This window comes from Pseudomonas sp. 1928-m (assembly GCF_029269135.1).
Taxonomy (GTDB): Bacteria; Pseudomonadota; Gammaproteobacteria; order Pseudomonadales; family Pseudomonadaceae; genus Aquipseudomonas.
In genome coordinates, this window is sequence record NZ_JARIXO010000002.1 from 321,310 (window position 1) to 347,819 (window position 26,510).

At 62.3% G+C, this 26,510-nt stretch carries 25 protein-coding genes; 12 read left to right on the forward strand and 13 right to left on the reverse strand.

From position 1 onward, the window contains the following. The first annotated feature begins 5 nt into the window (after nt 1-5). From P3C18_RS11005 to P3C18_RS11025, 5 genes are all read left to right on the forward strand, one after another. Nucleotides 6-1,595 (forward strand): ABC transporter substrate-binding protein, encoded by a 1,590-nt coding sequence (locus tag P3C18_RS11005; RefSeq protein ID WP_275961903.1) that lies wholly within the window; start codon nt 6-8, stop codon nt 1,593-1,595. Nucleotides 1,596-1,725: 130 nt separating this feature from the next. After that, nucleotides 1,726-2,736 (forward strand): ABC transporter permease subunit, encoded by a 1,011-nt coding sequence (locus P3C18_RS11010; RefSeq protein WP_275961904.1) that lies wholly within the window; start codon nt 1,726-1,728, stop codon nt 2,734-2,736. A gap of 10 nt (nt 2,737-2,746) precedes the next feature. Then, nucleotides 2,747-3,649: an ABC transporter permease subunit gene (locus tag P3C18_RS11015; protein WP_275961905.1), complete on the forward strand. Its 903-nt coding sequence runs from the start codon at nt 2,747-2,749 to the stop codon at nt 3,647-3,649. 10 nt (nt 3,650-3,659) lie between these two features. Continuing rightward, nucleotides 3,660-4,634 (forward strand): ABC transporter ATP-binding protein, encoded by a 975-nt coding sequence (locus tag P3C18_RS11020; protein ID WP_275961906.1) that lies wholly within the window; start codon nt 3,660-3,662, stop codon nt 4,632-4,634. Continuing rightward, nucleotides 4,634-5,605: a peptide ABC transporter ATP-binding protein gene (locus tag P3C18_RS11025; RefSeq protein WP_275961907.1), complete on the forward strand. Its 972-nt coding sequence runs from the start codon at nt 4,634-4,636 to the stop codon at nt 5,603-5,605. Before P3C18_RS11020 ends, P3C18_RS11025 begins: the two co-directional genes overlap by 1 nt. A gap of 30 nt (nt 5,606-5,635) precedes the next feature. Here P3C18_RS11025 and P3C18_RS11030 read toward each other — a convergent pair whose 3' ends face one another. Continuing rightward, nucleotides 5,636-6,412, reverse strand: coding sequence for a YdcF family protein (locus P3C18_RS11030; protein ID WP_275961908.1), 777 nt, complete (start codon nt 6,410-6,412; stop codon nt 5,636-5,638). 288 nt (nt 6,413-6,700) lie between these two features. After that, nucleotides 6,701-7,144 (reverse strand): hypothetical protein, encoded by a 444-nt coding sequence (locus P3C18_RS11035; protein ID WP_275961909.1) that lies wholly within the window; start codon nt 7,142-7,144, stop codon nt 6,701-6,703. A gap of 257 nt (nt 7,145-7,401) precedes the next feature. On the opposite strand from P3C18_RS11035, the gene leuS reads away from it, so the two are divergent. The 7 genes from leuS (at nt 7,402) to lipA (ending at nt 16,169) form a co-directional block, all read left to right on the forward strand. Next, nucleotides 7,402-10,014 carry a leucine--tRNA ligase gene (gene leuS, locus P3C18_RS11040; RefSeq protein ID WP_275961910.1) on the forward strand — a complete coding sequence of 871 codons (2,613 nt, stop codon included), beginning with the start codon at nt 7,402-7,404 and terminating at the stop codon, nt 10,012-10,014. Between the two features lie 72 nt (nt 10,015-10,086). Then, nucleotides 10,087-10,698 carry an LPS assembly lipoprotein LptE gene (lptE, locus tag P3C18_RS11045; protein WP_275961911.1) on the forward strand — a complete coding sequence of 204 codons (612 nt, stop codon included), beginning with the start codon at nt 10,087-10,089 and terminating at the stop codon, nt 10,696-10,698. 40 nt (nt 10,699-10,738) lie between these two features. Continuing rightward, nucleotides 10,739-11,773 carry a DNA polymerase III subunit delta gene (gene holA / locus P3C18_RS11050; protein ID WP_275961912.1) on the forward strand — a complete coding sequence of 345 codons (1,035 nt, stop codon included), beginning with the start codon at nt 10,739-10,741 and terminating at the stop codon, nt 11,771-11,773. Nucleotides 11,774-11,999: 226 nt separating this feature from the next. Then, complete coding sequence (arfA, locus tag P3C18_RS11055) at nt 12,000-12,158, forward strand: alternative ribosome rescue factor ArfA (protein ID WP_275961914.1); 159 nt, start codon at nt 12,000-12,002, stop codon at nt 12,156-12,158. Nucleotides 12,159-12,240: 82 nt separating this feature from the next. Next, a complete protein-coding gene (locus P3C18_RS11060) occupies nt 12,241-13,524 on the forward strand; it encodes a lytic murein transglycosylase (RefSeq protein ID WP_275961915.1) in 1,284 nt (427 codons plus the stop codon). A 137-nt stretch (nt 13,525-13,661) separates the two neighbouring features. Beyond that, a complete protein-coding gene (locus tag P3C18_RS11065; protein ID WP_275961916.1) occupies nt 13,662-14,978 on the forward strand; it encodes a PAS domain-containing methyl-accepting chemotaxis protein in 1,317 nt (438 codons plus the stop codon). Between the two features lie 138 nt (nt 14,979-15,116). Then, nucleotides 15,117-16,169, forward strand: coding sequence for a lipoyl synthase (gene lipA, locus P3C18_RS11070; RefSeq protein ID WP_275961918.1), 1,053 nt, complete (start codon nt 15,117-15,119; stop codon nt 16,167-16,169). A 68-nt stretch (nt 16,170-16,237) separates the two neighbouring features. Here the strand turns inward: lipA and lipB are convergent, their stop codons facing one another. The 11 genes from lipB to P3C18_RS11125 all read right to left on the reverse strand — a co-directional run bounded on the left by lipB (nt 16,238) and on the right by P3C18_RS11125 (nt 26,461). Further along, complete coding sequence (lipB, locus tag P3C18_RS11075) at nt 16,238-16,891, reverse strand: lipoyl(octanoyl) transferase LipB (protein ID WP_275961919.1); 654 nt, start codon at nt 16,889-16,891, stop codon at nt 16,238-16,240. Beyond that, nucleotides 16,891-17,160, reverse strand: a complete 270-nt coding sequence (locus tag P3C18_RS11080; protein ID WP_275961920.1) for a DUF493 domain-containing protein — start codon at nt 17,158-17,160, stop codon at nt 16,891-16,893. The genes lipB and P3C18_RS11080 overlap by 1 nt, the downstream gene beginning before the upstream one ends. Before the next feature lie 73 nt (nt 17,161-17,233). Beyond that, nucleotides 17,234-18,409, reverse strand: a complete 1,176-nt coding sequence (locus tag P3C18_RS11085) for a D-alanyl-D-alanine carboxypeptidase family protein (RefSeq protein WP_275961921.1) — start codon at nt 18,407-18,409, stop codon at nt 17,234-17,236. A gap of 121 nt (nt 18,410-18,530) precedes the next feature. After that, nucleotides 18,531-19,535, reverse strand: coding sequence for a septal ring lytic transglycosylase RlpA family protein (locus P3C18_RS11090; protein ID WP_275961922.1), 1,005 nt, complete (start codon nt 19,533-19,535; stop codon nt 18,531-18,533). Further along, nucleotides 19,535-20,545, reverse strand: a complete 1,011-nt coding sequence (gene mltB / locus P3C18_RS11095; RefSeq protein ID WP_275962050.1) for a lytic murein transglycosylase B — start codon at nt 20,543-20,545, stop codon at nt 19,535-19,537. Before mltB ends, P3C18_RS11090 begins: the two co-directional genes overlap by 1 nt. A gap of 23 nt (nt 20,546-20,568) precedes the next feature. Then, nucleotides 20,569-21,666: a rod shape-determining protein RodA gene (gene rodA / locus P3C18_RS11100; RefSeq protein ID WP_275962051.1), complete on the reverse strand. Its 1,098-nt coding sequence runs from the start codon at nt 21,664-21,666 to the stop codon at nt 20,569-20,571. Between the two features lie 38 nt (nt 21,667-21,704). Beyond that, the gene (gene mrdA / locus P3C18_RS11105; RefSeq protein ID WP_275961923.1) at nt 21,705-23,594 is read right to left on the reverse strand and encodes a penicillin-binding protein 2; all 1,890 of its coding nucleotides are present in this window, start codon (nt 23,592-23,594) and stop codon (nt 21,705-21,707) included. A 24-nt stretch (nt 23,595-23,618) separates the two neighbouring features. Continuing rightward, nucleotides 23,619-24,086 (reverse strand): 23S rRNA (pseudouridine(1915)-N(3))-methyltransferase RlmH, encoded by a 468-nt coding sequence (rlmH, locus tag P3C18_RS11110; protein ID WP_160089194.1) that lies wholly within the window; start codon nt 24,084-24,086, stop codon nt 23,619-23,621. A 12-nt stretch (nt 24,087-24,098) separates the two neighbouring features. Continuing rightward, complete coding sequence (gene rsfS, locus P3C18_RS11115) at nt 24,099-24,470, reverse strand: ribosome silencing factor (protein WP_275962052.1); 372 nt, start codon at nt 24,468-24,470, stop codon at nt 24,099-24,101. 37 nt (nt 24,471-24,507) lie between these two features. Then, nucleotides 24,508-25,182: a nicotinate-nucleotide adenylyltransferase gene (gene nadD, locus P3C18_RS11120; protein WP_275961924.1), complete on the reverse strand. Its 675-nt coding sequence runs from the start codon at nt 25,180-25,182 to the stop codon at nt 24,508-24,510. Nucleotides 25,183-25,195: 13 nt separating this feature from the next. Beyond that, nucleotides 25,196-26,461, reverse strand: coding sequence for a glutamate-5-semialdehyde dehydrogenase (locus P3C18_RS11125; protein ID WP_275961925.1), 1,266 nt, complete (start codon nt 26,459-26,461; stop codon nt 25,196-25,198). Nucleotides 26,462-26,510: the final 49 nt, after the last annotated feature.

The window sequence follows — 26,510 nt, forward strand, 5'->3', positions numbered from 1 at the left end:
TCAGCATGCACCTGAGCCTACGCCACCTCCCTCTGCTACTCGCTTTCGGCTGCACAGCCATCCAGGCCAAACCACTGGTGGTGTGCACTGAAGCAGCGCCAGAAGGCTTCGATATCGTGCAATACACCACGGCGGTAACCGCAGATGCGGCGTCTGAAGCACTGTTTGATCGCCTGGTGCGTTTCAAACCCGGCACCACCGAAATCGAACCGGCCCTGGCCGAGCGCTGGGAAATCAGCCCCGATGGGCTGAGCTACACCTTCTATCTGCGCAAAGGGGTGAAATTCCACAGCACGCCCTGGTTTACCCCCAGCCGCGAAATGAATGCCGATGACGTGCTCTGGAGCATCCAGCGCCAGCATGACCCCAAACACCCCTGGCATGCCCAGTCTGGTCGCGGCTTTCCGTACTTCGAAGCCATGGAGTTCGGCAAGCTGATAGCCCGTATCGAAAAGCTCGACGAGCACCGCGTGCGCTTCGTGCTCAACCAGCCGCAGGCACCCTTCCTCGCCGATATGGCCATGGGCTTTACCTCGATCTATTCCGCCGAGTATGCCGAGCAGCTGCGCAAAGCCGGCAAGCAGGAGCTGCTCAACAGCCAACCGGTCGGCACCGGGCCGTTCGTGCTGCAGCGCTACGCCAAGGATGCTCAGGTGCGCTACACCAGCCACCCGGACTACTGGGATGGCGAACCTGCGTCGGAAAAACTGCTGTTTGCCATCACCACCGATCCCAATGTGCGTATCCAGAAACTGCGCTCTGGAGCCTGCAACATTGCCCTGTATCCACGCCCCTTCGATATTCCGGCGCTCAAGGCCGATGACCATCTGAAGGTGCTGGAACTTGACTCGCTGCTGACCGCCTACGTAGCTCTCAACGTGCGCCATAAACCGCTGGACGATGTGCGCGTGCGTCAGGCGATCAACCTGGCGTTCGACAAGCAGGCCTACCTTGGCGCGCAATTCGGCGCAGACGGCGCCAGCCCCGCCATCGCGCCCTACCCGTCGACACTGCTCGGCTACGACAGTCAGTTGCAAGGCTGGCCCCATGATCCTCAGCGCGCCCGTCAGCTGCTCGCAGAGGCTGGCCACGCAAACGGCATCAGCCTGTCGATCTGGACCCGCCCAGGCGGCGGCCCCACCAACCCCAACCCGTCACTCGGCGCACAGATGCTGCAAGCCGACCTGGCAGCGGTCGGCATCAAAACCGAAATCCGCGTAATGGAGTGGGGCGAGCTGATCAAACGGGCGAAAAATGGCGAGCATGACCTGGTGTTTATGGGTTGGGCCGGCGACAACGGCGACCCGGATAACTTCCTCAGCCCCAACCTGTCCTGCGCCGCTGCGCAGAGCGGCGAAAACCAGGCCGGCTGGTGTGATGCGGCATTCGACAGGCTGATTACCCAGGCCAGGGAGACCACCGACCCGCAGCAGCGCGCAGCGCTCTACCGTCAGGCGCTGGCGATTTTCCATGAGCAGGCGCCGTGGATTCCCCAGGCCCACCCCAAGCAATTCAGCGCGGTCAGCCGTGATGTCGAGGGTTTTACCCTCAGCCCCATGGGCTCGAATAATTACGCCAAGGTAAAGCGGCACTGATTCTGCAAGCTGCACTCAAAACAGGGCCACTGCCGCGCACCAGCCGCGCGCCAGTGGCAGATCGACACAATATGCCAGCGGCCCACGTAGCCGTTGGCGCGAATGAACTGATGCGGAGTAACAAAACCCCATGTTTGCTTTTATCGCACGCCGCCTGGGATTGCTGATTCCCACCTTCTTCGGCGTTACCTTGCTGACCTTTGCGCTGATCCGCATGATCCCCGGCGACCCGGTGGAAGTGATGATGGGCGAACGCCGCGTCGACCCGGAAATGCACGCCCAGGCCATGGAGCGCCTGGGTTTGAACAAGCCGCTGTATGCACAGTATTTCGACTACATAGGCAAGCTGGCCCAGGGCGACCTGGGTGAGTCATTGCGCACCCGCACCAGCGTCTGGGATGAGTTCACCACACTGTTTCCCGCCACCCTGGAATTGTCACTCGCCGCCCTGCTGTTCGCCGGCACCCTGGGGCTGATCGCCGGAGTGATTGCTGCACTGAAACGGGGCTCGCTGTTCGACCATGGGGTAATGGGCATCTCGCTGGCCGGTTATTCCATGCCGATTTTCTGGTGGGGCCTGCTGCTGATCATGTTCTTCTCGGTATGGCTGGGCTGGACGCCAGTGTCCGGGCGTATCGACCTGCTCTACGACATCCCGCCGGTCACCGGTTTTATGCTGATCGACACCCTGCTTTCCGGTGAGGAAGGCGCCTTTGTCGACGCCCTGCGCCATCTGATCCTGCCGGCCATCGTGCTGGGCACCATTCCACTCGCGGTGATAGCCCGCATGACCCGCTCGGCGATGCTTGAAGTGCTGCGCGAGGATTATGTGCGCACCGCCCGCGCCAAGGGCCTTTCACCGGCCCGCGTGGTGTTTGTGCATGGCCTGCGCAATGCGCTGATTCCGGTGCTCACGGTGTTCGGCCTGCAGGTCGGCGCGCTGCTGGCCGGTGCGGTACTGACCGAAACCATCTTCTCCTGGCCGGGCATCGGCAAATGGCTGATCGAGTCGATTGGCGCGCGTGACTACCCGGTGGTGCAGAACGGCATTTTGCTGATCGCCTGCCTGGTGATCCTGGTCAACTTCGTGGTGGACATCCTGTATGGACTGGCCAACCCACGCATTCGCCATCAGCGCTAAGGAGAGCCCAATGACCACGCAAGCCACACTCGATCAATCGTTGTTCTACCCCTCGCCGCTCAAGGAATTCTGGCACGCCTTTGCCCACAACAAGGGCGCAGTCGCCGGGCTGGCGTTTATGATCCTGCTGGTGATCTGCGCGCTGTTTGCGCCGTGGATCGCGCCACATGACCCCAGCGAGCAATACCGCGAGTTTCTGCTCACCCCACCGGCCTGGCTGGAAGGTGGCCAGCTGCAATTTCTATTGGGCACCGATGAAGTCGGCCGCGACCTGCTGTCGCGGTTGATTCATGGCGCGCGACTGTCGCTGCTGATCGGCCTGGCATCGGTGCTGATGTCGCTGATCCCCGGCATCCTTCTGGGGCTGGTCGCCGGCTTTTTTCCGCGCCTGCTCGGCCCGTCGATCATGCGTCTGATGGACATCATGCTGGCCCTGCCCTCACTGCTGCTGGCGGTGGCCATCGTCGCCATCCTCGGCCCAGGGCTGATCAACACCATCTTCGCCATCGCCATCGTCTCGCTGCCATCCTATGTGCGCCTGACCCGCGCAGCCGTAATGGGCGAGCTGAACCGCGACTACGTCACCGCCGCACGCCTGGCCGGCGCCAGCCTGCCGCGACTGATGTTTATCACCGTGCTACCCAACTGCATGGCACCGCTGATCGTGCAGGCCACCCTGAGCTTCTCCTCAGCGATTCTCGATGCCGCTGCCCTGGGTTTTCTCGGCCTCGGCGTACAACCGCCGACGCCTGAGTGGGGCACCATGCTGGCCTCGGCGCGCGACTATATCGAGCGCGCCTGGTGGGTGGTCAGCCTGCCGGGCCTGACCATTCTGCTCAGCGTGCTGGCAATCAATCTGATGGGCGACGGGCTGCGCGATGCACTCGACCCGAAACTCAAGAATGCGCAGTGAGGAACCCCGCATGAGCCTGTTGGATATCAAAAACCTCAGCGTGCGCTTCGGCGACGCCACGGCCATCCCGGTGGTCGACGGCCTCGACCTGTGCGTGGAGAAGGGCGAAGTGCTGGCGATTGTCGGCGAATCCGGTTCCGGCAAATCGGTGACCATGATGGCGCTGATGGGCCTGATCGACGCCCCCGGCATCGTCACAGCCGACAGCCTGCAGTTCGACGGCACCGATATGCTGCGGCTCAAGGGCCGTCAGCGACGGCATATCGTCGGCAAGGACCTGTCGATGGTCTTCCAGGACCCGATGACCGCGCTCAACCCCAGCTTTACCGTGGGTTTCCAGATCGAAGAAGTACTGCGCCAGCACCTCGGCCTCAAGGGCCAGGCCGCCCGCCAACGCGCGCTGCAGCTGCTCGACCGGGTGGAAATCCCTGCCGCCGCCAGCCGCCTGAATGCCTACCCGCACCAACTGTCCGGCGGCATGAGCCAACGGGTGGCGATTGCCATGGCGATTGCAGCCGAGCCCAAACTGCTGATCGCTGACGAACCGACCACGGCGCTGGATGTAACCATTCAGGCGCAGATCATGGACCTGCTGGTAGGCCTGCAACGCGAACAGAACATGGGCCTGGTGCTGATCACCCATGACCTGGCCGTGGTCGCCGAAACCGCACAACGGGTCTGCGTGATGTATGCCGGGCAAGCGGTGGAGATCGGCAACGTGCCGCAGCTATTCACCGCCCCCAGCCACCCCTACACCGAGGCGCTGCTCAAGGCGATTCCCGAACACAGCCAGGGCCAGCGCCGCCTGACCACTCTGCCCGGCATCGTCCCGGGCCGCTATGACCGGCCTGCGGGCTGCCTGCTGTCGCCCCGCTGCCCCTACGCCCAGGCCCATTGCCGTGAACAACGGCCGACCCTGGACGCCCATGAACGTGGCGCGGCGCGCTGCTTCTACCCGCTCAACCTGACTGCGGAGGTGGCCTGATGAGCGCCGTCCTGACTGCTCGCGACCTCACCCGTCACTACGAAATCTCCCGCGGCCTGTTTCAGCCCAACGCTCAGGTGCAAGCGCTGAATGGCGTGTCCTTCGACCTGGCCGCCGGCAAAACTCTGGCAGTGGTCGGCGAGTCCGGCTGCGGCAAATCCACCCTAGCCCGCGCCCTGACGCTGATCGAGGAGCCCAGCTCCGGCTCGTTGCAGATCGCCGGGCAGGAAGTAGCCGGAGCCAACAAGGCCCAGCGCAAGCAGCTGCGCCGTGATGTGCAGATGGTCTTTCAGAATCCCTACGCCTCGCTCAACCCACGGCAGAAGGTCGGCGACCAGCTCGGCGAACCGCTGCTGATCAATACCGGCCTGTCGCGTCTGGAGCGCCGCGAGCGGGTGCAGGCGATGATGCAGCAGGTCGGTCTGCGCCCCGAGCATTACCAGCGCTACCCGCATATGTTCTCCGGCGGCCAGCGCCAGCGCATTGCCCTCGCCCGGGCGATGATGCTGCAACCCAAAGTGCTGGTGGCAGACGAGCCGACTTCGGCGCTGGACGTGTCGATCCAGGCCCAGGTGCTCAACCTGTTTATGGACCTGCAGGAGCAGTTCAACACCGGCTACGTGTTTATCTCGCACAACCTTTCGGTAGTGCGCCACGTGGCCGACGATGTGCTGGTGATGTACCTCGGCCGCCCGGTGGAAATGGGACCCAGCGAGCTTATCTACAACCGCCCGCTGCACCCCTATACCCAGGCGCTGCTGTCGGCGACGCCGACCATCCATCCTGACCCGAGCAAACCGAAGATCAAGATCAGCGGCGAGCTGCCCAACCCGCTGTCGCCACCCAGCGGTTGCGCCTTCCACCAACGCTGCCCGCATGCCAGCGAACGCTGCCAGGTTGAACAGCCAGCACTGCGCCTGCTCGATGCACGGCAAGTGGCTTGCCACCATGCCGAGCAGATCAATAGCTAAATGATGTGAGCCCCGGCCTGCTGGGGCTCGTTATGGCGCAGCTGTATCTGGGTAGAACAGCCGATAGCCCAACAGGCCAACGGCCTCGTTAAGCAGCAGGCCGTTCTGCCAGACCGCCTTGCCTTCCGGCAACCAGCCGCCTGCAGGCCGGCCATTAGGCGTACCGAGAAAGCCCATCGGCGCGCTGATCACCTGCAAACCTGCCTGTTCGAAACTCCAGCGCGATCTGGGCATATGCCAGGCCTGGGTCACCAGCACCACGCGAGTAATCCCCACCTGTTTGAGCAGCTCAGCGCTGCGGGTCGCATTCTCCCAGGTCGTGCGGCTTAAGCCTTCCTGCCAACGCACCGACACGTCGTAATCACGCGCCAGCACGTCGGCCATCAACGCTGCTTCGCTGGGCGGTACGCCATAGTGCAACCCACCACTGGTCAGCAGCGGCAACTCCGAGGCCTTGGCCAGTCGCGCCGCAAAACGCACCCGCTCCAACGCCAGCAGGCTGGGCTGATCAGCGCCCCAGCCGGGATCAGCCAGTTCACGCCCGCCACCTAGCACGACAATCACATCGGCCTGCCGAGCCAGATCAGTCCAGTGCCGCTCATGTAATGCCGGCTCGGTTTCCAGTACCCGCGCCGAATACTCGACCACCACCGGCAGACTAAACAGCCACAAACCGCCCAGGCACGCCACAAAACACCCCAGCGCCAGCCGTGGAAAACGCCGACGCAGCCACCAGGCGGCCAGCAGCAAAAGCAGGAACAGGCCTGGCGGAAGGAAGAACTGTTTGAGGATGTAGCGAATCGGCATTGAGCACCTCCGTGGGTGCGCGCAAGCCTAGAGTCTGTTGTCGTTTCAGCACAAGCCGCGCTGCTGCGCAAAATTTCACCAGGCTAGGCGTGGGACGCAGGCAATGGTCGTTCCCTTGCCAAGTCCCACAACACCGCATGGTGAGATTTTTCGCGCAACCCGAAGGGCCGGGCCTGTTTTAGCGCGCGGCGTTTCGCGATTGCTACCTGAATAACCAGATTTCGCGCCCCACGCCATGCCTCACGCCAAAACAGGCCCGGCGCGGTTGTGAGGAAATGGCAATAGACCCTATCGATGATTGCTCGCCCGAAACAACTGCGAGCCACAGGCCTTGCAGGCCTGCACGCCATTGCCGGACTGCCAGCCGGCCAGAGTGCCGCACAGCGCGCAGCACAACTGTAGACGGCGTTTAAGCAGCGGCTTGATCTTGCCGGGCAGCGCGGCGGTGGGTTTGTGGCCGGTGCGGCCGACCTTGCGTGAGCTTGGTAGCTGCTCGATCTGCGCCATTTCCTGCGCCGCCGCATGCCAGCCGCGCAGCCAATCCAGGTCGCGATCCAGGTAGGCGCGGATCAGCTCCATTTCCGCCGCCGTCAGGCCGCGCAGTTCCAGTTCCAGGGGCGGTTGTGCGGACAGCGTACTCACGCTATCCGCCTCATCCAAGGCCATGGCAAGGCGTTGCAGCAGCCGCTCATAAAGCCCGCCCCCCGCTGCACCACGCCGAAACTCCGCCATCCTTCACCTCGCCCCGGAGCAGGCTGCTGCTCCATATAGCAAGCTTAGCGTTCGCGCTTTAACCGGCGATGCCTCGCGACAAACGGCGCGACCTGCTAGGGCGACCTGCTAGGGCGGCCGGCGAGGTGCGGCTGGCTAAGTGCGGCCGGGCAGGCCGCCGTAGCTGGAGCGCGGCGCAATCAGGGTTTCCCTGAATAAGCGGGGCTCATGTATGCTACGGCGTTTCCCGCAAGCCCTTATTCCCAGCGCCGGTAGCCATGCAAGAACAGTACTCGCCCCGTGAAATCGAAGCCGCCGCGCAGTCCCATTGGGACGCGCAGAAATCCTTTGTAGTGAGCGAACAGCCGGGCAAGGAGACCTTCTACTGCCTGTCGATGTTCCCCTACCCGAGCGGCAAGCTGCACATGGGCCATGTGCGCAACTACACCATCGGTGACGTGATCGCCCGCTACCAGCGCATGCAAGGCAAGAACGTGCTGCAGCCAATGGGCTGGGACGCTTTCGGCATGCCGGCGGAAAACGCTGCGATGAAGAACAAGGTCGCACCTGCGAAGTGGACCTACGAAAACATCGAATATATGAAGACCCAGCTCAAGTCGCTGGGCCTGGCAGTGGACTGGACCCGCGAAGTCACCACCTGCAAACCCGATTACTACCGTTGGGAACAGTGGCTGTTCACCCGCCTGTTCGAAAAAGGCGTGATCTACCGCAAGAACGGCAGCGTCAACTGGGACCCGGTGGACCAGACCGTATTGGCCAACGAGCAGGTGATCGACGGCCGCGGCTGGCGCTCGGGCGCGGTGATCGAAAAGCGCGAAATCCCCATGTACTACTTCAAGATCACCGCCTACGCGGAAGAGCTGCTGAGTAGCCTGGACGAATTGGATGGCTGGCCGGAACAGGTCAAGACCATGCAGCGCAACTGGATCGGCAAGAGCTTCGGTGCCGATGTGGTGTTCGACTACGACCAAGCCAGCGTCGGTATCGATGGCCAACTCAAGGTCTACACCACCCGCCCCGACACCCTGATGGGCGCGACCTACGTCGCCGTGGCCGCCGAGCACCCGCTGGCGCAACGCGCCGCTGCGAGCAATCCGGCTATCGCGGCGTTTATCGCCGAATGCAAAGCCGGCTCCGTGGCCGAGGCCGATATGGCCACCATGGAGAAGAAGGGTGTTGCCACCGGGCAATTCGTTATTCATCCGCTCTCCGGCGACAAGCTGCCGGTATTCGTCGCCAACTATGTGCTGTGGGGCTACGGCGAAGGCGCCGTGATGGCCGTGCCTGCGCACGATGAGCGCGATTTCGAGTTCGCCAACAAGTACGACCTGCCGATCAAGCAGGTCTACGCCGGCGAAGGCAAAGAATACGACGCCACTCAATGGCAGGACTGGTACGGCGACAAAGCCGGCCTGAGCACCATTAACTCCGGCAAGTACGACAACCTGGACTTCAACGCCGCCTTCGACGCCATCGTCGCCGATCTGGAAGCCAACGCCCACGGCGCGCGCAAAACCCAGTTCCGCCTGCGCGACTGGGGCATCAGCCGCCAGCGTTACTGGGGCTGCCCGATCCCGATTATCCATTGCGATACCTGCGGCGACGTACCGGTACCGGAAGACCAACTGCCGGTGGTACTGCCTGAAGACGTAGTGCCGGATGGCGCCGGCAGCCCGCTGGCGCGCATGCCCGAGTTTTACCAGTGCACGTGTCCGAAATGCGGCGCACCGGCCAAGCGCGAAACCGACACCATGGACACCTTTGTCGAGTCGTCCTGGTATTACGCCCGCTACGCCTCGCCGCATTACACCGGCGGCATGGTCGACCCTGAGGCTGCCAATCACTGGCTGCCGGTGGATCAGTACATCGGCGGTATCGAACACGCCATCCTGCACCTGCTGTACGCGCGCTTCTTCCACAAGCTGATGCGTGACGAAGGCCTGGTGTCGTCCAATGAGCCGTTCAAGAACCTGCTGACCCAGGGCATGGTGGTGGCAGATACCTACTACCGCACCCTGGATAACGGCGGCAAGGACTGGTTCAACCCAGCAGATGTCGAGCTGGAGCGTGACGCCAAAGCCAAGGTCATCAGCGCCAAACTGAAAAGCGACGGCCTGCCGGTGGAAATCGGCGGCACCGAGAAGATGTCCAAGTCGAAGAACAACGGCGTCGACCCACAGTCGATGATCGATCAGTTCGGCGCCGATACCTGCCGCCTATTCATGATGTTCGCCTCGCCGCCTGACATGAGCTGCGAATGGTCCGATTCCGGCGTTGAAGGCGCCAACCGCTTCCTGCGCCGCGTCTGGCGCCTGGCGCAAAACCACGTCAATCAGGGCATCGCCGGCGCACTCGACTTGGCCAGCCTGGATGACGAGCAGAAGGCCGTGCGCCGCGCGATTCATCTGGCGATCAAGCAGTCGAGCTTCGATATTGGCCAGCACCACAAATTCAACACCGCCATCGCCCAGGTGATGACGCTGATGAACGTGCTGGAAAAAGCCGCACAAACCACAGCGCAAGACCGCGCCCTGCTGCAGGAAGGTCTGGAAGCGGTGGCGCTGCTGCTGGCGCCAATCACGCCGCATATCAGCCATCAACTGTGGCAGGAACTGGGCCATGACGAAGCCATCATCGACGCATCCTGGCCGCAGGTGGATGAATCTGCCCTGGTGCAAGACAGCCTGACCCTGGTGATCCAGGTCAACGGCAAGCTGCGCGGGCAGATTGAAGTGCCGGCCAGCGCCAGCCGCGAAGAGGTTGAAGCCAGCGCCCGCAGCAACGAGAACGTGCTGCGCTTTACCGAAGGCCTGAGCATTCGCAAGGTCATCGTGGTGCCAGGCAAACTGGTCAACATTGTTGCCAACTGACTAGTCGCCAACTGATTAAGCTCGGCGCGACCGCACAACGGCGCGCCGCAAGACACGCCAAGGGGATAAAAGATGATCAAACGGAATCTGTTGGTAATTGGCCTGGCTACCCTGCTCAGCGCTTGCGGCTTCCAGCTGCGCGGCACCGGTGATGTGCAGTTCGCCCTCAAGGAACTGGATGTCAGCGCGCGCAACGCCTATGGCGAAACGGTTAAAGATGTACGCAAGGCATTGGAACATCACGAGGTACGGGTTTATCCCGGCGCACCTTATAGCCTGATATTGACGAATGAACGCGAAGAGCTTCGCAGCGCAAGCTTTACAAGGTCAGCGCGAACAGCAGAGCACGAACTAACGATTACACTCAATTACGAAATACGCGGCAGTAAAAATCTACTGCTAATGAGTAACAAATTGGAAACTCAAGGCTACTACAACCAAGACGGTAACAACCTGATTGGCGGCGATCAGGAAACCATACAAATTCGCAGGGAAATGCGCCGCGAACTGATCCAGCAACTGGTGCAGCGCCTGCAGCAGATCAGCCCAGCGCAACTGGACCAACTGCAGCAAGCCGCAGAGGCCAAGGCCCAGGCCGAAGCCGATGCCCTGGAAGCCGCTCGCCAGCAACAGGCGGCGCAACCGCAGCAGTCGCCGATCCAGCTGCCGATTCCCGCCCAGTAAGCTCGCCGGGCCGCGCCAGYGGCCCCGCTCTGCGCCCCCCATGAAACTTAACTCCACACAACTCGGCAAACACCTGCAGGGCAACCTGAGCCCGGTGTATGTGGTCAGTGGCGACGAGCCGCTGCTCTGCCAGGAAGCCACCGACGCCATTCGCGCCGCAACCCGCCAGCAGGGTTTCAGCGAGCGCCAGGTGTTCAACGCCGACAACAACTTCGACTGGGGCAACCTGCTGCAAGCCGGTGCCAGCCTGTCGCTGTTTGCCGACAAACGCCTGCTGGAGCTGCGCCTGCCCAACGGCAAGCCCGGCGACAAGGGTGCCGCGGCGTTGCTCGAATACCTCGCCCGCCCCGCCGAAGACACCGTGCTGCTGATCAGCCTGCCAAAACTCGACGGCAGCGCGCAGAAAACCAAATGGGGCAAGGCGCTGATCGACGGCGCACAGACTCAGTTTGTGCAGATCTGGCCGGTCGATGCCAACCAGCTGCCGCAGTGGATTCGTCAGCGCCTGGCGCAATCGGGCCTCAGCGCCAGCGCCGAAGCGGTGGACATGATCGCCGTGCGCGTCGAAGGCAACTTGCTCGCCGCCGCCCAGGAAATCGAAAAGCTCAAGCTGCTCGCCGAAGGCACGCAGATCGACGTCGACACCGTGCATGCCTCGGTCGCCGATAGCGCGCGCTTCGATGTATTCGGCCTGATCGATTCCGCCCTCAATGGCGAAGCCGCCCACGCCCTGCGCATGCTCGAAGGCCTGCGCGGTGAAGGCGTCGAGCCGCCGGTGATTCTCTGGGCTCTGGCCCGGGAAATCCGTCTACTGGCCAGCATCGCCCAGCAGTACAGCCAGGGCACGCCGCTGGAAAAAGCCTTCAGCTCCGCCCGCCCACCAGTCTGGGACAAGCGCCGCCCGCTGGTCAGCAAAGCCCTGCAACGCTTATCCGCCGCCCGCTGGGCCGCGCTGCTGCAGGATGCCCAGCAGATCGACGCACAGATCAAAGGCCAGGCGGCCGGCGATCCCTGGAGCGGCCTGAGCTTGTTGACCCTGAACATCTGCGGTCAACGCCTGGGCCTATCCCGCTAGCAGGCAGTTGAAAAACTACCTGCGTTGCCATCGCGGCGTTAAAAACAGGCTCGGAATGCTCATGTACAACTCGTACACTCCGCTTCCTCGCCTGTTTTTGCCTTGCGCTAGCTGCCTCGCCAACGTTTCTCAACGGCCTGCAACCACCCAGTCTCTGGACTTTTAGCTGCATGCGGATCATGCTTCGCCCGCCTGCGACGTGCAGGTCATTTCCCGAGGAACCGTCATGGCGAAGAAAGCCAAACGCGGCCCCAACAAGGCCAAATCCCTGATAGCCCAACCGCTGTTTCGCTCACGCCAGGAAACACCCGGCAAAGGCAAAGGCAGCTACCGCCGCGAAGCCTCCCAGCAAAACTGGGAGGCTTCATACGTTCTGGCCGCCTGAAAAGCCCGCCACAGCCCGCTAGCACCCGCACATCAGCTCAATCATGCTAAGGTTACGGCCTGCAAAATGTGCCGAGATCACCATGCCTTACCTGCTTCTTCGGGGCCTGTCCCATAGCGCCATCGCCTGCCTCCTGCTGCTTCTGACTGCCTGCGCCGAAGCGCCGGCCCAGCCGCTTGCAGCCGCGCCAGTCACGACCAGCGCAGTACCCGCCAGCCCAGCCGCTAGTGTGGCCAGCAGCCCAACCCCGTTACTCAGCTTCGATGAATGGCGCATGCTGCTGCGCAGCGATGCCATCGCCGCCGGGATCGACGCAGCACTGTTCGACCGCACATTCGCCGGCATCACCCTGGACCCCAGAGTCGTTACCTCCGACAACAGCCAGCCGGAGTTCACCCGTCCGGTGTGGGACTACATCGATGGCGCCGTGTCCGTCTCGCGTATCGCTCAAGGACGCCTGCTCAAAGCGCAGCATCGACCAACCCTGAAGGCCATCCGCCGCGCCTACGCCGTCGACCATGAAGTGCTGATCGCGATCTGGGGCATGGAAAGCAATTACGGCAGCAATATCGGCAGCCATAACGTCATCCGTTCCCTCGCCACCCTGGCCTACGACGGCCGCCGCCAGGTGTTCTGGCGCAGCCAGTTGCTGGCCGCACTGCAGATCCTGCAAGCCGGCGACGGCCCAGCGCAGGGACTGATCGGTTCATGGGCGGGCGCTATGGGGCAAACCCAGTTTATGCCGACCACCTTCAATCAACATGCCGTGGATTTTGATGGCGATGGCAAGCGTGATCTGTGGAACTCCACCCCTGACGCCCTCGCCTCTGCCGCCCATTACCTGCAAGCCTCGGGCTGGGAAAACGGCCAACCCTGGGGCTTTGAAGTGAATCTGCCGCAGGGCTTCGATTACGCCCTGGCCGACCCGGAAGTACGCCGCAGCCTGGCGCAGTGGCGCATCCTCGGGATCAACCCGGTCAGAGCCATTGATACCAACGAGCAAAGCCAGGCCACGCTGTTTCTGCCTGCGGGCCATCGCGGCCCGGCGTTCCTGCTGCTGAACAACTTCCGCAGCATCCTCAAGTACAACAACTCCACCGCCTACGCCCTGGCCATCGGCCTGCTCAGCGATGCCCTGGATGGCAACCCCGGCGTGCAGGCCGCCTGGCCACGTGGCGACCGCCAACTGGGCCGCAGCGAACGCATCGAGCTGCAGGAACTGCTAGCCAGCAAAGGCTACGAGCCAGGCCCGGCGGACGGCATCATCGGTGCCAACACGCGCAAGGCCGTGCGCGCCTTTCAGCAATCTCAGGGGCAGCCTGCCGATGGTTACCCCAGCCATGAGCTGCTGCAGCAACTCAGGTAAGCACCCGCGCAGCGCCTGACGCTGCGCCCTGCTGCTCAACTACACTTGAGCAACGGTATTTGCTGCCGATAACCCGCTAAGGACGAGCTCAACTCACTCAGGGATCAGCCAACCTTTGTTTTACAAGGTGCCTTGCGATGTTCAACAACAAATTGAAAGAGGAGCTGGCCGAACTGCGTGAAGAGCTGGCCAGCCTGCGGCAGATCCGCGACTCGATTTACAGTGAAATGCTGGTAATCGAGATCGACCCGAGTGGCAAGATCCGCAACGCCAACGACGATTTTCTTCGCGAGATGCACTACGAGCGCAGCACCCTGCTGGGTCGCACGCTGGAATCACTGATCCCCACCTCGTTCCATAACGAACCCAACTACCGGAACCTGCAGCAGGCCCTGCGCCAGCGTGAACACCTCAACGGTGCTTTTCGCCTGCTGCGCGGCAACGGCCAGGAAGCCTGGCTCCGCGCCGTCTGGCAGCCCGTGCTGAATGGCCGTGGCGAGCTGCTCTATTTCGCCTGTTTCGCCACCGACCTGACCCGCACCATCGCCACCTCCCGCGAGCACGAAGGCCTGATCGATGCACTGCTGCGCTCCACTGCGGTGATCGAATTCAACCTGGCCGGCGAAGTTCTCACCGCCAACCAGCGTTTTCTTGATGGCATGGGTTATCGCCTGGAACAGATCAAGGGCAAGCATCACCGCCAGTTCTGCGAAGCCGAGGAATACAACTCGCAGACTTACCAGGCCTTCTGGGCCAGGCTTAACCGCGGCGAGTATATCGCCGGGCGCTTCAAGCGCATCGACAGTGCAGGCCGCACGGTCTGGCTGGAAGCCTCCTACAACCCCATCGTCGACAACCACAACAAGCTCTATAAAGTGGTCAAGTTCGCCACGGTGATCACCGACCAGGTCAACCAGGAAGCGGCCGTGGCCAATGCCGCCAACATGGCCTACAGCATCTCGCAGCAAACGGACGCCAGCGCCAACAAAGGCGCCAGCGTGGTCAGCCAGACCGTCGCAGTCATGCAGCGCATCGCGCAGCAAATGCAGGACGCCAGCGAGGGCATCGAGGCCCTGGACAAGCAGTCGCAACTGATCAGCACCATTATGCAGACCATTCGCGGCATTGCCGAACAGACCAACCTGCTGGCCTTGAACGCGGCCATCGAAGCCGCGCGGGCCGGCGATCAGGGCCGCGGCTTCGCCGTGGTGGCCGACGAAGTGCGGCAACTGGCCGGACGCACCAGTCAAGCCACCGAGGAAATCGTCGACGTGGTGCAAAGAAACCAGAGCCTGGCCCAGCAGGCAGTGAGCAGCATGGCCAGCAGCCGTCAGCAGGCCGAACAAGGCCTGGACCTGGCCAACGAGGCGGGCACGGTCATTGTGGAAATTCAGGAAGGCGCCAAGCAGGTGGTACAGGCCGTAGAGCAGTTCGCCAGCCAGTTGCAGCAGTAGCCCCTGCGCACTTGCCTGCGGGCCGCCTGCCTGAACCGCACGGTGCCCGCCGGACTGAACGGTCAGCTTCTGTGATAAGCTGCGCGGCGGCCACAAGCCGCCTCGTCCACGGAGCCTCTAGCGGAGCCCAGATTGCCGATGTCCGATACCTCCCCGCCTAAAACCGTCGCCAGTGGCGAAAAATTCCGTACTACCCAAGGCATCACCGCGATCAAGGACGGCCAGAAGCGCCGCGCCTCCAGTGAGCCTCAGGTGTTCGAGCCCAAACCCAAGTGGCTACGAGTCAAGGCGCCTGGCGGCAGCCGCTTCGAAGCGGTCAAGCGCAATGTCAGCGAACACCGCCTGAGCACCGTGTGCCAGGAGTCCCACTGCCCGAACATGGGCGAATGCTGGTCCAACGGTACTGCGACCATCATGCTGATGGGCTCAGTGTGCACCCGCGCCTGCCGCTTCTGCGCAGTGGACACCGGCAACCCCAACGGTTGGCTGGACCTGGAAGAGCCACAGAACACTGCCAAATCAGTCGAGCTGATGGCGCTGCGCTATATCGTGCTGACCTCGGTGGATCGCGACGACCTGGATGACGGCGGTGCCAGCCACTACGCCGCCTGCGTACGGGCGATCAAAGACAACACGCCGCACGTGGTGGTGGAAGCCCTGACCCCGGACTTCGACGGCGACCTGCAGGCCATTGAGCGCGTGGTGGATTCGGGCCTTGAGGTGTTCGCGCAGAACGTCGAGACGGTCAAGCGCCTGACCCACGAAGTGCGCGACCCGCGCGCCGGTTACGAGAAGACCTTGCGCGCGTTGGAACATGCCAAACGCCATCGTCCGTCCGTGCTGACCAAGACCAGCCTGATGCTCGGCCTGGGCGAAACTGACGAAGAGATCATCCAGACCATGGATGACCTGCGCGCCATCAACGTCGACATCCTCACCCTCGGCCAGTACCTGCAACCGACGCGCAACCACCTGACGGTCAAGCGCTGGGTCAGCCCGGAAGAGTTCAATCGTTTCCGCGAAATCGGCCTGCAGAAGGGCTTTATGGAAGTCGCCGCCGGCCCGCTGGTACGTTCCAGCTACCGTGCCGACAAGGTATTCGAGAAGAACAACCTGGGCCTGGCCGCTCCAGTACCCGTACCAGGCCAGCAGCTCGACAGCAGCCTGATCCCAGCCCTCAATCTGAACTGATCGAGCTGGATAACGCCTGCCCCTGGGTAATGCCTGGGGCAGGCGTTTTGCTTTCTGCCAGCCACACCTTAGCGATCTATAACGCCAGCCAGGGTCTGCTGCAGTGGGTAGTCAAGGTGCTTGACCAGTTGCTCACGCAGCCGCGCGCCGACCTCAACCATGCTCACCGGCCCCGCCACCTGATCGGCCAACTGGGTCATGGCCATGCCGGCATAACCGCAGGGGTTGATGCGCTGGAACGGCTGCAGGTCCATATCTACATTCAACGCCAGACCATGGAAGCTGCGACCGTTGCGGATGCGCAGGCCGAGGGAGGCGATCTTCGCACCATCCACATACACACCTGGAGCGTCCGGCTTGGCATTGGCACAGACGCCGTAGCTCGCAAGCAGATCAATCAGACTGCGCTCAATGCGGCTGACCAGCTCACGCACGCCGATACCACTACGGCGCACATCCAGCAGCAGGTAAGCCACCAGTTGGCCAGGGCCGTGGTAGGTGACCTGACCACCACGGTCGACCTGCACCACCGGAATATCCCCCGGAAACAGCACATGCTCGGCCTTACCGGCCTGGCCCTGGGTAAATACGGGGGCGTGTTCGAGCAACCAGATTTCGTCCGGCGTATCCGCGCCGCGCGTATCGGTGAAGCGCTGCATCGCATGCCAGGTAGGCTGATAATCGACCTGGCCCAGCTCACGAAAGCCGAGCGGCAGGCTCATCAGAGCACCATATGGACGATACCGGTCGCGCGCAGGGCGCTGTTGATATCGCGCAGCTGGTCTTCACCGGTGGCCTCGATGTGCAGCTGCACAGTGGTGTATTTGCCATTACTGCTCTGGCGTTCGGCCAGGGTAGTGAGATCGACCTTGGCATGCTTGCTAAGGATTTCGATCACCATGTCCTTGTAATGGGCGCCACTGTCGCCCACCACCTTGATCGGGTAGTTGGCGCAAGGGAATTCGATTTTGTGTGATTTGACGTCGGTCATGGCAGTAACGGCCTCGTAAGCCGTGGCAACAACAACGCCCCTGCGGGTCGGCAGGGGCGTGCTGGTCACGCTATCAGTTGAACAATCCGAAGAAGAACAGGCTGATGCTATCCCACAGGCGGCGGAAGAAACTACCTTCCTCAACGGCCTCAAGGGCGATCAGATCGGCGCTGTGCACCACTTCCTCACCCAGCTTCACTTCAACCTTGCCGATCACATCACCCTGGGCAATCGGGGCAGTGAGTTGCGGATTGAGGATCATCCCGGCCTGCAGTTTTTCCAGCTGGCCCTTCGGCAGGGTCAGGCTCAGGTCAGTGGCCAAGCCAGCCTTGACCTGACGCACGGTGCCTTTCCACACCTGGGCCTGAGCCAACTCCTGGCCCTGCTTGTAGAAGGTACGGGTTTCGAAGAAGCGGAAGCCATAGGTCAGCAGCTTCTGGGTTTCTGCGGCGCGGGCCGATTCGCTGACCGTGCCGAATACCGAGGTAATCATCCGCGCGCCATCACGTACGGCCGAGGCCACCAGGCAATAGCCCGCTTCCTGAGTGTGGCCGGTTTTCAGACCATCGACGGTCTTGTCGCGCCACAGCAGCAGGTTGCGATTGCCCTGCTTGATGTTGTTCCAGAGGAACTCCTTCTGCGCGTAGATCGCATAGTGCTCCTGATCTTCATTGATGATGGCGCGGGCCAGAATCGCCATATCGTGGGCGCTGGAGTAATGCTCCGGATGCGGCAGACCGGTGGCATTCATAAAGTGGCTGTTGCTCATGCCCAGGCGCGCAGCGGTCTCGTTCATCATGTCGGCGAAGGCGTCTTCGCTGCCGGCGATGTACTCGGCCAGGGCGATACTGGCGTCGTTACCGGACTGGATGATCACGCCGTGCAGCAGGTCATCCACGGTGGCCTGGCTGTTCAGCGGCAGGAACATGGTCGAGCCACCGGAAGCCGCACCACCGGTACGCCAGGCGTGCTCGCTGATTGGCACCAGGTCCTGCTCGCCAATCTTGCCCTTGCGAATCTCCAGGGTGGCGATATAAGCCGTCATCAGTTTGGTCAGGCTGGCTGGCGGCAGACGCTGGTCACCGTTGTTTTCCACCAACACCTTGCCGCTGGCGGCATCCAGCAGCACATAGGATTTGGCAGCCAACTGCGGCGCAGCAGGAATCACTTGCTGATTGGCCCAGGCAGCCGGTGCACTGAGCAGGAAAAGTGATAGGAAAATGCGTTGCGCAAAGCTGGTGATATTCATCCGTCTCTCTAGATTGCTGATGGTCGAACAGGCCCAGTGGGCATAAGTTGCTAATCCCCCGGCCAAGCGTGGCTGGCCGGAGTTGTTTGTTTAGTCCCGCAGAAGCAGCAGAAGTGCCCTGTCAGTCGGCCTTGACCAGGGTTGGCTCACCGAGATTGGCCAAGCGCACGCTATCCTGCAGCCGCTCAGCCTCGCTCTGGCTGCTCACCGGCCCCAGACGCACGCGGTGCAATATCTGCTGGTTGCGCACCACTGAGCTGACGAACACCGGGGCAGCCACCGTCTCGCTCAGCTTGGCCTTGAGGAGTTCCGCAGCGTCCGGATTGGCGAAGGCGGCCACTTGGAGATACAGGCCAGAGGCTCCGACTGAAGCGTTTTTTTTTGCGTCAATCTGCACGGGGAGCACCGCGGCGGCATGCTGCTGCGGGGGCGGAGAATACTGCTCAACCGGCTGCGCGATAGCCTGCGCAACCGGCTTGGCCTGAGCGACTTGCTGCGGCGCAGCCAATACCATCGGCACTGGACGGCCCTGCTGAGCCCACCACTCGTGCGGATCGATACCTTCGACCTTGACCCGCGCGGTGCCGCTTTCGGCATAGCCGAGCTTCTTCGCTGCAGCGAAGGACAGGTCGATAATCCGGTCGGAATAGAACGGCCCGCGGTCGTTGACCCGCAGAATCGCGGTCTTGCCGTTTTCCAGGTTGGTTACGCGCACGTAGCTCGGCAGCGGCAGGGTTTTGTGTGCAGCGGTCATGCCGTACAGGTCGTAAGTTTCACCGTTGGCAGTGGCCTGGCCGTGGAACTTGGTGCCATACCAGGACGCCGGACCAACCGCCTGATAGCGACGGGCATCGGGAATCGGGTAGTACTGCTTGCCAAACACCGTGTAAGGGCTGGCCTTGACCGGGCCGTAATGCGGCATTGGCACGGCATCGGGAATCCGCGAAACGTCGACATCCCACCAGGGAGCGCCATCCTTGTGCGGACGGTTGAAATCACCCGGGCCGGAAATCGCCCCACCCTGCTGCACCGGTGCAACCGGCTGCGGCGCGCGGGTGGACGAGCAGCTGGCCAGCAGCAGCGCCAGGCTGCCATATGCAGCCAATTTAAAAGGCAAACGCGACATCAATTCTTACCCCGTGCATCAACCAGCAACTCGGCCAGCTGATTGACCGCCATGGCATACATCACACTGCGATTGTAGCGGGTGATCACAAAGAAGTTCGGCAGGCCCAGCCAGTGCTCGGCGCCGTCGGCACCTTCCAGACGGAAGGCAGTTACCGGCAAATCGTCTGCCAGCGGGTCGGCGCTGGTCCAGCCCAGCGCACGCAGCTCAGCAACATTCTTCACCGGGTCCAGGCCCACCGTCAGGCCTTGTTCGGCCTGTGCGCCCTTGACGGTAGCGGCGCTGACCACCGGCTGGCCAGGCTGCCAGTGGTGGCGCTTGAAGTAACTGGCAACGCTGCCGATGGCATCGACCGGGTTGTTCCAGATATTGATATGGCCGTCACCGTCAAAGTCCACGGCGTAGGCGCGGAAGCTGCTCGGCATAAACTGCGGCAAGCCCATGGCGCCGGCGTAGGAGCCAGTCATGCTCAGCGGCTCGACCTGCTCTTCGCGGGTCAGCAGGAGGAACTCGCGCAGCTCCTTGCGAAAGAATGGCGCGCGCGGCGGATAGTCGAAGGCCAGGGTCGACAGCGCATCCATCACCCGCCAGCTACCGGTATTGCCACCGTAGAAGGTTTCCACGCCGATGATCGCCACGATCACCTGGGCCGGTACGCCGTACTCAGCCTCGGCACGGGCCAGGGTGGCCTCGTGCTGCTTCCAGAACTCGACGCCCTTGCTGATGCGCTTGTCGGTAATAAAGATCGGCCGGTAATCCTTCCACGGCTTGGCCTTTTCGGCCGGACGCGAGATCGCATCAAGGATCGCCTGCTTGCGCTCAACCTGGGCGAACAGCTCAACCAGCTGCTCACCGGCAAAGCCATAGTCGCGGGTCATTTCACCGACAAACTCAGCCACCTGCGGCGACTGCTGATAGTCCCCGGCGAGCACGGGCTGCGCCACTGCACACACCCCAGCCAGCGCCAACCAAGGTGCAGTACGTACCATCCAACCACGCGCGTTTTGCATTGAATTCATAATCCCAATCAAACCTATGCCATCCACTTACGATGAGTGTGGATCGACATCAAAATTCCAAATCCTGCCAGCAGGGTAATCAGCGAAGTGCCGCCATAGCTGATAAACGGCAGCGGTACCCCCACCACCGGCAGCAGGCCGCTGACCATGCCGATATTGACGAAGACATATACGAAGAAGGTCATGGTCAGCGCGCCGGCGAGAAGCTTACCGAACAGCGTCTGCGCTTGCACGGTAATCACCAGGCCGCGCGCGATCAACAGCATGTACACCAGCAGTAACAAACACACGCCAACCAGGCCAAATTCTTCGGCCAGCACCGCAATAATGAAGTCGGTGTGGCTCTCCGGCAGAAAATCCAAGTGCGACTGAGTGCCTTGCAGCCAGCCTTTGCCAAGCACCCCACCCGAACCAATCGCCGCTTTTGACTGGATGATGTTCCAGCCACTGCCCAGCGGGTCACTTTCCGGGTTGAGGAAGGTCAGCACGCGCTGTTTCTGATATTCACGCATAACAAACAGCCACATGCCGATGGCAATCGGCACCACCGCCGCCACCGCACCAATCACCCAACGCCACTGCAACCCGGCGATAAACAGCACAAAGCCGCCGGAGGCAATGATCAGCAGTGAGGTACCGAGGTCCGGCTGCAGCAGAATCAGCACAAAGGGCACGATGATCATCGCCAGGCTGATACAAATATGTTTGAGGCGCGGCGGCAGGCTGCGGCTGGACAGGTACCAGGCGATGGTCGCCGGCATGATGATCTTCATAAACTCCGAAGGCTGGAAGCGAATCACCCCGGGGATATTGATCCAGCGCGTGGCACCCATGGCGTTATGGCCCATGACATCCACCACCACCAGCAAGGCGACCCCGCCGACATAGGCCAACGGCACCCAGCGCGCCATAAAGCGCGGCTCGAACTGGGCGATGATAAACATGCCAACCAGACCAATACCGAAGGAGGTGGCCTGTTTCATCAGCAGATCGACATTCTTGCCACTGGCCGAATAGAGGATAAACAAACTGCCGGTGGCCAGAATCAGCAACAGCAACAGCAGAATGCCGTCGATATGCAGGCGCTGCAGCAGGGTCGCGCGGCGGCGCAGCAGGTCTTCGGAGGACAGGTTGCGGTCAAAATTACTGTTCATGGCGCTGCGACCTCAGCCGCCACAGGCGGAGCATATTCGGCTTTCAACTGACCGCTTTCATCCAGCAGCCAGGCATCGATCACCTGCTTGACCACTGGCGCGGCCACTCCGGAACCGGACTCGCCGTTCTCCACCATCACCGATACGGCAATCTGTGGGTTATCCGCCGGCGCGAAGGCAACGAACAGGGCGTGGTCACGATGGCGCTCGGCGACCTTGCTGCGGTCGTATTTCTCACCCTGCTTGATCGCCACCACCTGAGCGGTGCCGCTCTTGCCGGCAATCCGGTAGACCGAAGCGTCGCCTACCTTGCGCGCGGTGCCACGCGGGCCATGCATCACCTGCTCCATACCATGGCGGCCGTTATCCCAGAACTTCGGATCACGCAGCACGATATCCGGTACAGGATTGGGGTCGACTGGCGTACGGCCCTGAATGGTCTTGGCCAGGTGCGGCCGAATCCACTTGCCGCGCGTGGCCATCAGCGCCGTGGCCTGGGCCAGCTGCAGCGGCGTGGTCTGCATATAGCCCTGACCGATGCCGAGAATCAGCGTCTCGCCCGGATACCAGGCCTGACGGTAACGCGCGCGCTTCCAGTCCCGCGACGGCATCAACCCGGCGGTTTCCTCGAACATGTCCAGCGACACGCGCTGACCCAAGCCGAAGCGGGTCATGTAGTCATGCATGCGGTCGATGCCCATCTTGTGCGCCAGCGAGTAGAAGTAGGTGTCGTTGGAGCGGGCGATGGCCAGATCCATATCCACCCAGCCGTCACCGGTGCGGTTCCAGTTGCGGTATTTGTGGCTGTGATTGGGCAGCTGATAAAAGCCGGGGTCGAACACCCGGGTCTGCGGCGTCACCACGCCAGCATCCAGCCCCGCCACTGCAACCATCGGCTTGATCGTCGAACCAGGCGGATAGAGACCGCGCAGGATGCGGTTGTACAGCGGACGGTCGATGGAGTCGCGCAAATCGGCATAGGCCTTGAAGCCGATACCGGTGACAAAGGGGTTGGGGTCGAAGCTCGGCTGGCTGACCATCGCCAGCACTTCACCGGTCTGTGGCTGAATCGCCACAATCGCGCCACGGCGGCCAGCCAGAGCCTTTTCCGCAGCCTCCTGCAAGCGGATATCGAGGCTCAGCACAATGTCCTTGCCGGGCGTCGGATCGGTGCGTTTGAGCACCCGCAGCACGCGACCACGGGCGTTGGTTTCGACTTCCTCGTAACCCACTTCACCGTGCAGCTCGTCTTCATAGAAACGCTCGATACCGGTTTTGCCGATATGGTGCGTGCCGCTGTAGGCCACCGGGTCGAGCTCTTTCAGCTCTTTCTCGTTGATCCGCCCGACATAACCCACTGAATGGGCAAAATGCTCGCCCAACGGGTAGTGCCGCACCAGCTGCGCCGCGACTTCCACCCCCGGCAAACGGAACTGATTGATCGCCACACGGGCAATCTGCTCTTCGCTCAACTCGAATAGCACCGGCACCGGCTCGAACGGCCGTCGCCCCTGGCGCACGCGGCGCTCGAACAGCGCACGCTCATCCGGGCCCAACTCCAGCACCTCAACAATTACGTCGAGCACTTGCGGCCAGTCACCGGCGCGCTCGCGGGTCAGGGTCAGGCTGAAGCTGGGCCGGTTATCGGCGATGATCACCCCATTACGGTCGTAGATCAGCCCACGGTTCGGCGGGATCGGCTGCACGTGGATGCGGTTGTTTTCCGCCAGGGTGGTGTGGTGTTCGAACTGCACCACCTGCAGGTAATACATGCGCGCCACGAGCACCGAAGTCAGCAACAACACCACCACAGCACCGACCACCGCGCGTTTGCGGATCAGGCGGCCGTCTTTCTCGTGGTCTTTAAGGCGGATAGGTTGCGGCATCGGTGGCTGCTGATTACTGGCTGATTATTTGTGGTAAGGGTGGCCGGACAACACGGTCCAGGCACGATACATCTGTTCGCCGATCAGAATCCGCACCAGCGGGTGCGGCAGAGTCAGCGGCGACAACGACCAGCGCTGCTCACTGCGCGCCTGCACCTCGGGCGCCAGCCCTTCCGGGCCGCCGACCATCAGGTTGACGGTGCGTGCATCCAGGCGCCACTTGTCCAGCTCGACCGCCAACTGCTCGGTGCTCCAGGGTCGCCCTTCGACTTCCAGGGTCACGATGCGTTCCCCAGGCTGAACCTTGGCCAGCATGGCCTCGCCTTCCTGGCGGATCATCCGCGCCACATCGGCATTCTTGCCGCGGGTGGTCAGTGGAATTTCCACCAGTTCCAGGGACAGCTCGCTGGGCATGCGCTTGGCGTATTCCTGCCAGCCCTCTTCCACCCAACGCGGCATCCGCGAGCCGACGGCGATCAGTTTAATCCGCACCGCTGCGCGTCCTTATTCTTGTTCTGGGCCCGGCTCGGCGCTGAACTGCGCACGGCTCTGCTCGGCACCCTGCCACAGACGCTCAAGGTCATAGAACTGGCGGGCAGTCGGCAGCATCACGTGAACCACGATGTCGCCGAGGTCGAGCAGTGCCCACTCGCCGGTGTCCATGCCTTCAGTGCCGATCGGGCGCACGCCCTGCTCCTTGACCTTCTCCAGCACGTTGTCGACCAGCGACTTGACGTGACGGCTGGAGGTACCGCTGGCGATTACCATAAAGTCGGTGATGCTGGTCTTACCGCGCACATCGATGGTGGTGATGTCCTGCGCCTTGATCTCTTCCAGGGCTGCGATGGCCAGTTTGACCAACTCTTCGCTCTGCATTTTTGCCTTAGTCATAAGTAACTCATTTGCCTCGTGTTCAATTCGCGCCACGGTACAGTCCGTGGGCATGGATATAGGCCAGTACCGCGTCAGGCACCAGAAAACGTGCCGACTTTCCGCTCGCCAGTAGCGAACGGACCTGGGTAGCCGACACCGCCAAGGGTGTCTGCCAGATAAAAGCAATCTGCCCACTCGGCCCACTCAGGGCCGAAGGGTCACTCACACTGCGCGCCGCCAACAGATTACGCAGCGCCTCGGGCGCTTCACTGTCGGCATCCGGGCGCTGCAACACCAGAATATGGCAGTGCTGCAGCAACTCCTCCCAACGCTGCCAACTGGGTAAACCGCAGAAGGCATCCCAGCCCAGCAACAAAAACAGCTGATCGTCCGCCGCCAATTCACTGCGCAACGACTCCAGGGTGTCGATGCTGTAGGACGGCTTGTCGCGTTGCAGCTCGCGATCATCCACCCGCAGCACCCCCGCATCGGCTACCGCCAACCGGACCATGGCCAGGCGATCCTCGGCACTGACCTCTGGCGCGCTGCGGTGTGGCGGCCGCGCGCTGGGGATCAGACGCAGCTCATCGAGCTGCAGCGCATCGGCCACTTCCACGGCGCTGCGCAGATGGCCGATATGCACCGGATTAAAGGTGCCGCCTAGCAGACCGATGCGTCGAGCGTCGGTACGTTGGGCGCCGCTGCGCTTGGCCATCAGGTACGCCCCATCAGGTACGAATGTGCCCGTCGCCAAACACCACGTACTTCTCGCTGGTCAGCCCATCCAGACCAACCGGGCCACGGGCGTGAAGCTTATCGGTGGAAATACCGATCTCCGCGCCCAGGCCGTATTCAAAACCATCGGCAAAACGGGTCGACGCATTGACCATCACCGAGGCGGAATCCACTTCGGTGAGGAAGCGCCGCGCATCACTGAAGTTCTCGGTGATGATCGCGTCGGTGTGCTGCGAGCCGTAATGGTTGATGTGCTCGATGGCCGCATCCAGCGAATCGACGATGCGAATCGCCAGAATCGGCGCGTTGTACTCGGCAAACCAGTCGTCTTCGCTGGCTTCCAGCACGTCGCTGCCGAGCAGCGCACGGGTCGCGGCGTCGCCACGCAGCTCAACACCCTTGTCGCGGTAGATCGCAGCCAGCGGTGGCAGCACCTTGTCGGCCACGGCGGCGTGTACCAGCAGGGTTTCCATGGCGTTGCACGGCGAGTAGCGCTGCGTCTTGGCGTTGTCGGCGACGCGAATTGCCTTGTCCAGATCGGCGGCAACGTCGATATACACATGGCAGACGCCGTCCAGATGTTTGATCACCGGCACCTTGGCGTCACGGCTGATGCGCTCGATCAGGCCCTTGCCGCCACGCGGCACGATCACGTCGACAAATTCCGGCATGGTGATCAGCGCACCAACGGCGGCGCGGTCGGTGGTTTCCACCACTTGCACGGCGCTAGCAGGCAAACCGGCCTCAGAAAGCCCGAGCTGAATGCAACGAGCAATCGCCTGATTGGAATGAATGGCCTCGGAGCCGCCACGCAGGATTGTGGCGTTGCCGGACTTCAGGCACAGGCTGGCGGCGTCGATGGTTACGTTCGGCCGCGACTCATAGATGATGCCGATCACACCGAGCGGCACGCGCATCTTGCCGACCTGAATGCCCGACGGCAGGTAACGCATATCGCGGATCTCGCCGATGGGATCGGGCAAGGTGGCGACCTGGCGCAGGCCTTCGATCATCGAGTCGATCACCGCCGGCGTCAGCGCCAGACGGTCAACCATGGCCGGCTCCAGACCAGCCGCGCGCGCGGCGGCCAGGTCCAGCTCGTTGGCGGCAGTCAAATCGCTGCGGGCCGCATCCAGCGCGGCCGCGGCGGCCTGCAGGACACGGTTCTTCTGCGCAGTACTGGCGCGCGCCAGCACACGCGAAGCGCTGCGGGCGGCCTGTCCCAGGCGGGTCATATAGTCGAGCACGGACTCAGTCATGGTCTTGGCAGGTCTGGCGGTTGAAAAAAGTCGCTGAGTATAACGGTCG